Origin of the sequence: Nocardiopsis protaetiae, from assembly GCF_045446735.1 — a bacterium.
Classification (GTDB): domain Bacteria; phylum Actinomycetota; class Actinomycetes; order Streptosporangiales; family Streptosporangiaceae; genus Nocardiopsis; species Nocardiopsis protaetiae.
In genome coordinates this window covers 1-4,783 of record NZ_JBJJBV010000391.1, presented here as the reverse complement: position 1 = coordinate 4,783, position 4,783 = coordinate 1, and the positions used below count along the sequence as shown (strand labels likewise).

Below are 4,783 nucleotides of genomic sequence, written 5' to 3'. Positions count from 1 at the left end.
CCACTTCCGGTCCTCCATGTGTCGGAGACCACCGGTGCGGGCACGGCCGGACCCCCGGCCCTGTAAGGGCCGGGGGTCCGTGTTCGTGATCGCCGCCCGACGGGCGGGCCCCCGTCAGGTGGGCCGCCACGGGGTGCCGGTGTTGTCGTTGATGTCCTCGGCGGCGACCTGCCGGAGCTGGCGCGACAGATCCGACAGCGCCCGGGAGACGGCGAGCTCCTCACCGATCTCGGGGACGTCCAGATCCATCGGGTGCTTGCGTGCCATCCCGTGACCGCGCAGCGCCGTACCGTCGTCGGCGACCATGCCCACCTCAGCCCAGGTGCGGGCGGCCTCACCCTCGTTCTCCTCCGAGATCACCACATCGACGTTCCAGCGCTTGGTCGTGTGCATCTGCGCCCCCTCCGTGCTCGTCCCGGCCCCCGCACCGGGTGGGTGTTCTATGTGCGCGTCCGGCCCGGGGTAGACCAGGGCGTCGTGCCCCTGTTCGGCGTCGAGCCAGTGCACCTGGTACGGGGGTCCCCCGCCGCTGCCCCGGATGCCGGTGACGATGCCGGTCCGCCGGTGCGCATCCGCGCGCTGGCTCTCGATGACCAGACGATCTCCTACCTGTGCTCGCATGGGTTCCCCCGCCATCACTCGGATAACTCCATCTTCGGCACCCTTGGCCGGGTCGTGTCCGGGCTTGGCGCGTCGTTTCCCGCAGCATGCGAGGTTTTTGCCGGGCGTGGGACACACGCCGGGACTGGTAGCGTCACGGCGTGGCCCAGCACTACTTCGACTCCGACCCCGGCGCGGCGAGCCGCCCCTCCACCGCGGACCTGGTCCTGCCCGACCTGCACCTGCGCCTGCACACCGACCGCGGCGTCTTCTCCCCCGACAAGGTGGACCTGGGCACCCGGGTGCTCCTGGAGTCGGTCCCCGCCCCGCCCCCGCAGGGGCGGCTGCTGGACGTGGGCTGCGGCTACGGGCCGATCGCGCTCACCCTGGCCTCCCGCGCCCCCGGCGCCCGCGTCCTGGGCGTGGACGTGAACTCCCGCGCGGTGGGCCTGGCCCGCCGCAACGCCGCCGAGCACGGCCTGGGCAACGCCCGCTTCGCGGTCATCACCCCCCAGGGCGAGCCCGCCGAACAGGACACGCCCGACGCGCCCGGCGCCACCGACCTGGCCGGGCCCTTCGACGCGATCTGGTCCAACCCGCCGATCCGGGTGGGCAAGGAGATCCTGCACACCCTGCTGCGCGTGTGGCTGGGACGGCTCACCGACCAGGGCGTCGCCCACCTGGTCGTCCAGCGCCACCTGGGCGCCGACTCCCTCCACACATGGCTCCGGGCGCAGGGGTTCCCGACCGAGCGCGCCGCCTCCCGCGCGGGCTTCCGCGTCCTGGCCGTCCGCAAAGGCGACACCGGCACCGGTTGAGACACGTGTGCCCCGGTGTGTCCGGGCACACGTGCGCGTCCGGGTCCCGCCCGGTAACCTGGTGCGCACACCCGGTCCCGGGTGACCATCCACGCACCGCCGAGGAACACACCGCAGTTGAGCACGCAGTTGCGCCCCACCGACGTCAAACGCCTGAACCGCCAGTGGCGCAGGAGCACCCAGGGGCGCCTGGCCCTGATCGTCGAATCGGTCACCCAGCCCTACAACCTGGGCTCGATCCTGCGCACCTGCGCGACCCTGGGCGTGGACCGCCTCTGGCTCACCGGCAACAGCGCCGACCCGCTGGACCCCAAGGTCGGCAAGACCGCCCTGGGCACCGCCGCCAAGGTCGACCACGTCCGGGTGGGCTCCACCGCCGAGGCGCTGGCCGCCGCCCGCGGCGACGGCTACAAGGTGGTCGCCCTCGAACTGGCCTCCGGGGCCGTGCCGCTGCACGCCGCCCCCCTGGACGACGACGTGTGCCTGGCCGTCGGCGCCGAGGACCACGGCTGCTCCCCCGCCCTGCTGGCGGGCGCGGACGCCATCACCTACATCCCCCAGATCGGGCGGGTGGGATCGCTGAACGTGGCCGTGGCCACCGCGATCGCCCTCGCCGAGGCCCGCCGTCGCGAGTGGGCCTCCCTCGGTGGTGAGCCCGACGCTCCGATCGGGAACTGATCAGGTGGCGGGAACTTTCCCCCGCCGTCCTTCGTCCTTGATCGCGTAGCAGGTCTCCCACCTGTCACAGCCGTACCATCTACGGCGTCAATCCTGAGCGCACAGCGCAGAGAGAGGAAAAGTGGACCCGTCCCGAAGTACCGGCAGCATCCCCCAGGGATGCTGTGGCCCCGAAACAGACGAGCCTCCTTCTCCCGGGGGCACGCGCCCTCGTAGAACCGTTCCCGGTCGCGCCGGGAACACTGCCCAGGCGGTGCGTGCCCGATGATGAGCACCGTTCTCAGTATCGGCCTGGGGATCCTGGTGGTCTTCCTGATCACCGTGGCGACGGGATACTTCGTCGCCCAGGAATTCGGCTACATGGCCGTGGACCGCTCCCGCCTGCGGGCGCGGGCCTCGGCGGGTGACGCCGGCGCCAAACGGGCGCTGGGCATCACCAACCGCACCTCGTTCATGCTCTCCGGTGCCCAGCTGGGCATCACCGTCACCGCCCTGCTCGTCGGCTACGTCGCCGAGCCGCTGATCGGCGAGGGCATCGGCGAACTCCTCGGCGGCGTCGGGGTGCCCACGGGCGCCGGCGTCGCGATCGGCACCGTGCTGGCCCTGCTGTTCTCGACCGTCGTCCAGATGGTCTTCGGCGAGCTCTTCCCCAAGAACCTGGCCATCGCCCGACCCGAACCGGTCGCCCGCGCCCTGGCCCTGTCCACGGGGATCTACCTCAAGGTCTTCGGCCCGGTCATCTGGCTGTTCGACCAGGCCGCGATCCTGATCCTGAAACTGGTCCGGATCGAGCCGGTGGAGGACGTCCAGCACGCGGCGACCCCGCGCGACCTGGAGAGCATCATCGCCGAGTCCAAGGAGAGCGGCGACCTGCCCGCGGAGCTGTCCACCCTGCTGGACCGCACCCTGGACTTCCACGAGAGCACCGCCGGGCACGCGATGATCCCGCGCCCGGAGGTCAGCACCGTGGAGGAGGGCGACCCGGTCAGCCGCGTCGTCGAGCTCATGGCCTCCGACCACTCCCGCTTCCCGGTCCTGGGCGACGGCGTCGACGACATCGTCGGCGTCATCTGCCTGCGCGACGTGCTCGCGCTGGGCGACCGCGACCTGGAGCACGTCAAGGTCAGCGAGGTGGCCCGCCCCACCGTCATGGTGCCGGCGTCGCTGCCGCTGCCGGGCGTCCTGGACCAGCTGCGCGAGGCGGGCGAGGAGTTCGCCTGCGTGGTGGACGAGTACGGCGGCCTGGCCGGCGTCATCACCACCGAGGACCTGGCCGAGGAGCTGGTCGGCGAGATCGCCGACGAGCACACCCCGGAGGAGGAGGCCCCCGCCCACCTGGACGCCGAGGGCTCCTACCTGGTCCCGGGCGGCCTGCACATCGACGAGGTGGAACGGCTGATCGAGCACGACCTGCCCGAGGGCGACTACGAGACCCTGGGCGGCCTGGTCATCCACGAGCTGCACCGGCTGCCGGAGGTCGGCGACAGCGTGCTGCTGGCGCTGCCCCGTCCGGCCAGCGCCCACGACGACGACCCCGACATGGCCCTGACCCTGCGGGTGTCCTCCGTCCAGCGGCACGTGCCGCACACGGTGGAGGTCCGGCTGCACGAGGCCGGCGCCGAGGAACAGGCCGCGGAGGTGCGCGCATGAGCGACATGAACATCTGGGTGGCGCTGGCGCTGACCGCCGTCATCATCGCGCTGAGCGCGTTCTTCGTCGCGATCGAGTTCGCGCTGGTGGCGGCCCGCCGCTACCGGCTGGAGGAGGCGGCCAAGACCAGCGCCTCGGCACGGGCGGCCGTCAAGAGCGCCCGGGACCTGTCGCTGCTGCTGGCCGGCTCCCAGCTGGGGATCACGCTGTGCGCCCTGGCGCTGGGCGCGATCTCCAAGCCCGCGGTGCACCACCTGCTGGAGCCGCTGTTCGGCGGCCTGCCCAGCGCGGTGGGGTACGTGGTCTCGTTCGTCCTGTCGCTGATCGTGGTGACGTTCCTGCACCTGGTCGTGGGCGAGATGGCCCCCAAGTCGTGGGCGATCTCCCACCCGGAGAAGTCCGCGATCATGCTGGCGATCCCGATGCGGGCGTTCATGTGGTTCACCCGCCCGCTGCTGCTGGCCCTCAACGGCATGGCCAACTGGTGCCTGCACCGGTTCGGGGTCGAGGCCGTGGACGAGATGCACTCGGGCCACAACCCCGAGGACGTCCGCGAGCTGGTGGAGCACTCGGCCAAGGCCGGCGCCCTGGACTCCGAGCGCCGCGACCAGCTGGCCACCGCGCTGGAGGTCAACTCCCGGCCGCTGAGCGAGATCGTCACCCCCCGCGAGGAGATCGCCTCGGTGGGACCCGACGACGGGGTGGAGGAGATCAAGCGGGTCTCCCGCGAGTCCACGCACCTGCGCCTGGTCGTCATGGACGGCGGGGTGCCGGTGGGCGTGCTGCACGTGCGCGAGGCGCTGACGAGCCCGGCGGGGACCACCGCCGCGGACCTGATGCGCCCGGTGCTCACCCTGCCCGCAGGCACGCCGATGTACTCGGCGATGAGCATCATGCGCGAGAGCCGCAGCCACCTGTCCCTGGTGGAGGAGGACGGCGAGACCATCGGCCTGGTCACCCTCCAGGACATCCTGGACCGGCTGCTGCTGCTGGACACCGCCGCCTGATGACGGGGCACTGAAAAAAGGGGGGCCCGG

The 4,783-nt window shown here is 72.0% G+C and carries 5 protein-coding genes; 4 read left to right on the top strand and 1 reads right to left on the bottom strand.

Translation table 11 applies throughout. The annotated features are described in order from the left end of the window. Positions 1-114: 114 nt before the first annotated feature. Positions 115-621 carry a dsRBD fold-containing protein gene (locus ACJOT3_RS32565; RefSeq protein WP_406976974.1) on the bottom strand — a complete coding sequence of 169 codons (507 nt, stop codon included), beginning with the start codon at positions 619-621 and terminating at the stop codon, positions 115-117. Between the two features lie 140 nt (positions 622-761). Here ACJOT3_RS32565 and ACJOT3_RS32560 point away from each other — a divergent pair, with 140 nt between their 5' ends. From ACJOT3_RS32560 to ACJOT3_RS32545, 4 genes are all read left to right on the top strand, one after another. After that, positions 762-1,418 (top strand): class I SAM-dependent methyltransferase, encoded by a 657-nt coding sequence (locus ACJOT3_RS32560; RefSeq protein WP_406976973.1) that lies wholly within the window; start codon positions 762-764, stop codon positions 1,416-1,418. Positions 1,419-1,535: 117 nt separating this feature from the next. Further along, positions 1,536-2,096, top strand: a complete 561-nt coding sequence (locus tag ACJOT3_RS32555) for a TrmH family RNA methyltransferase (protein ID WP_406976972.1) — start codon at positions 1,536-1,538, stop codon at positions 2,094-2,096. 264 nt (positions 2,097-2,360) lie between these two features. Continuing rightward, a complete protein-coding gene (locus ACJOT3_RS32550; protein ID WP_406976971.1) occupies positions 2,361-3,746 on the top strand; it encodes a hemolysin family protein in 1,386 nt (461 codons plus the stop codon). Further along, on the top strand, positions 3,743-4,753 hold the full coding sequence (locus ACJOT3_RS32545; protein ID WP_406976970.1) for a hemolysin family protein: 1,011 nt from the start codon (positions 3,743-3,745) through the stop codon (positions 4,751-4,753). The genes ACJOT3_RS32550 and ACJOT3_RS32545 overlap by 4 nt, the downstream gene beginning before the upstream one ends. Positions 4,754-4,783: the final 30 nt, after the last annotated feature.

Excerpts from the sequence above, each read along its gene's own strand:
- ACJOT3_RS32565 (WP_406976974.1), bottom strand. The coding sequence starts at position 621 with ATGCGAGCACAGGTAGGAGATCGTCTGGTCATCGAGAGCCAGCGCGCG.
- ACJOT3_RS32550 (WP_406976971.1), top strand. The coding sequence starts at position 2,361 with ATGATGAGCACCGTTCTCAGTATCGGCCTGGGGATCCTGGTGGTCTTC.
- ACJOT3_RS32545 (WP_406976970.1), top strand. The coding sequence starts at position 3,743 with ATGAGCGACATGAACATCTGGGTGGCGCTGGCGCTGACCGCCGTCATC.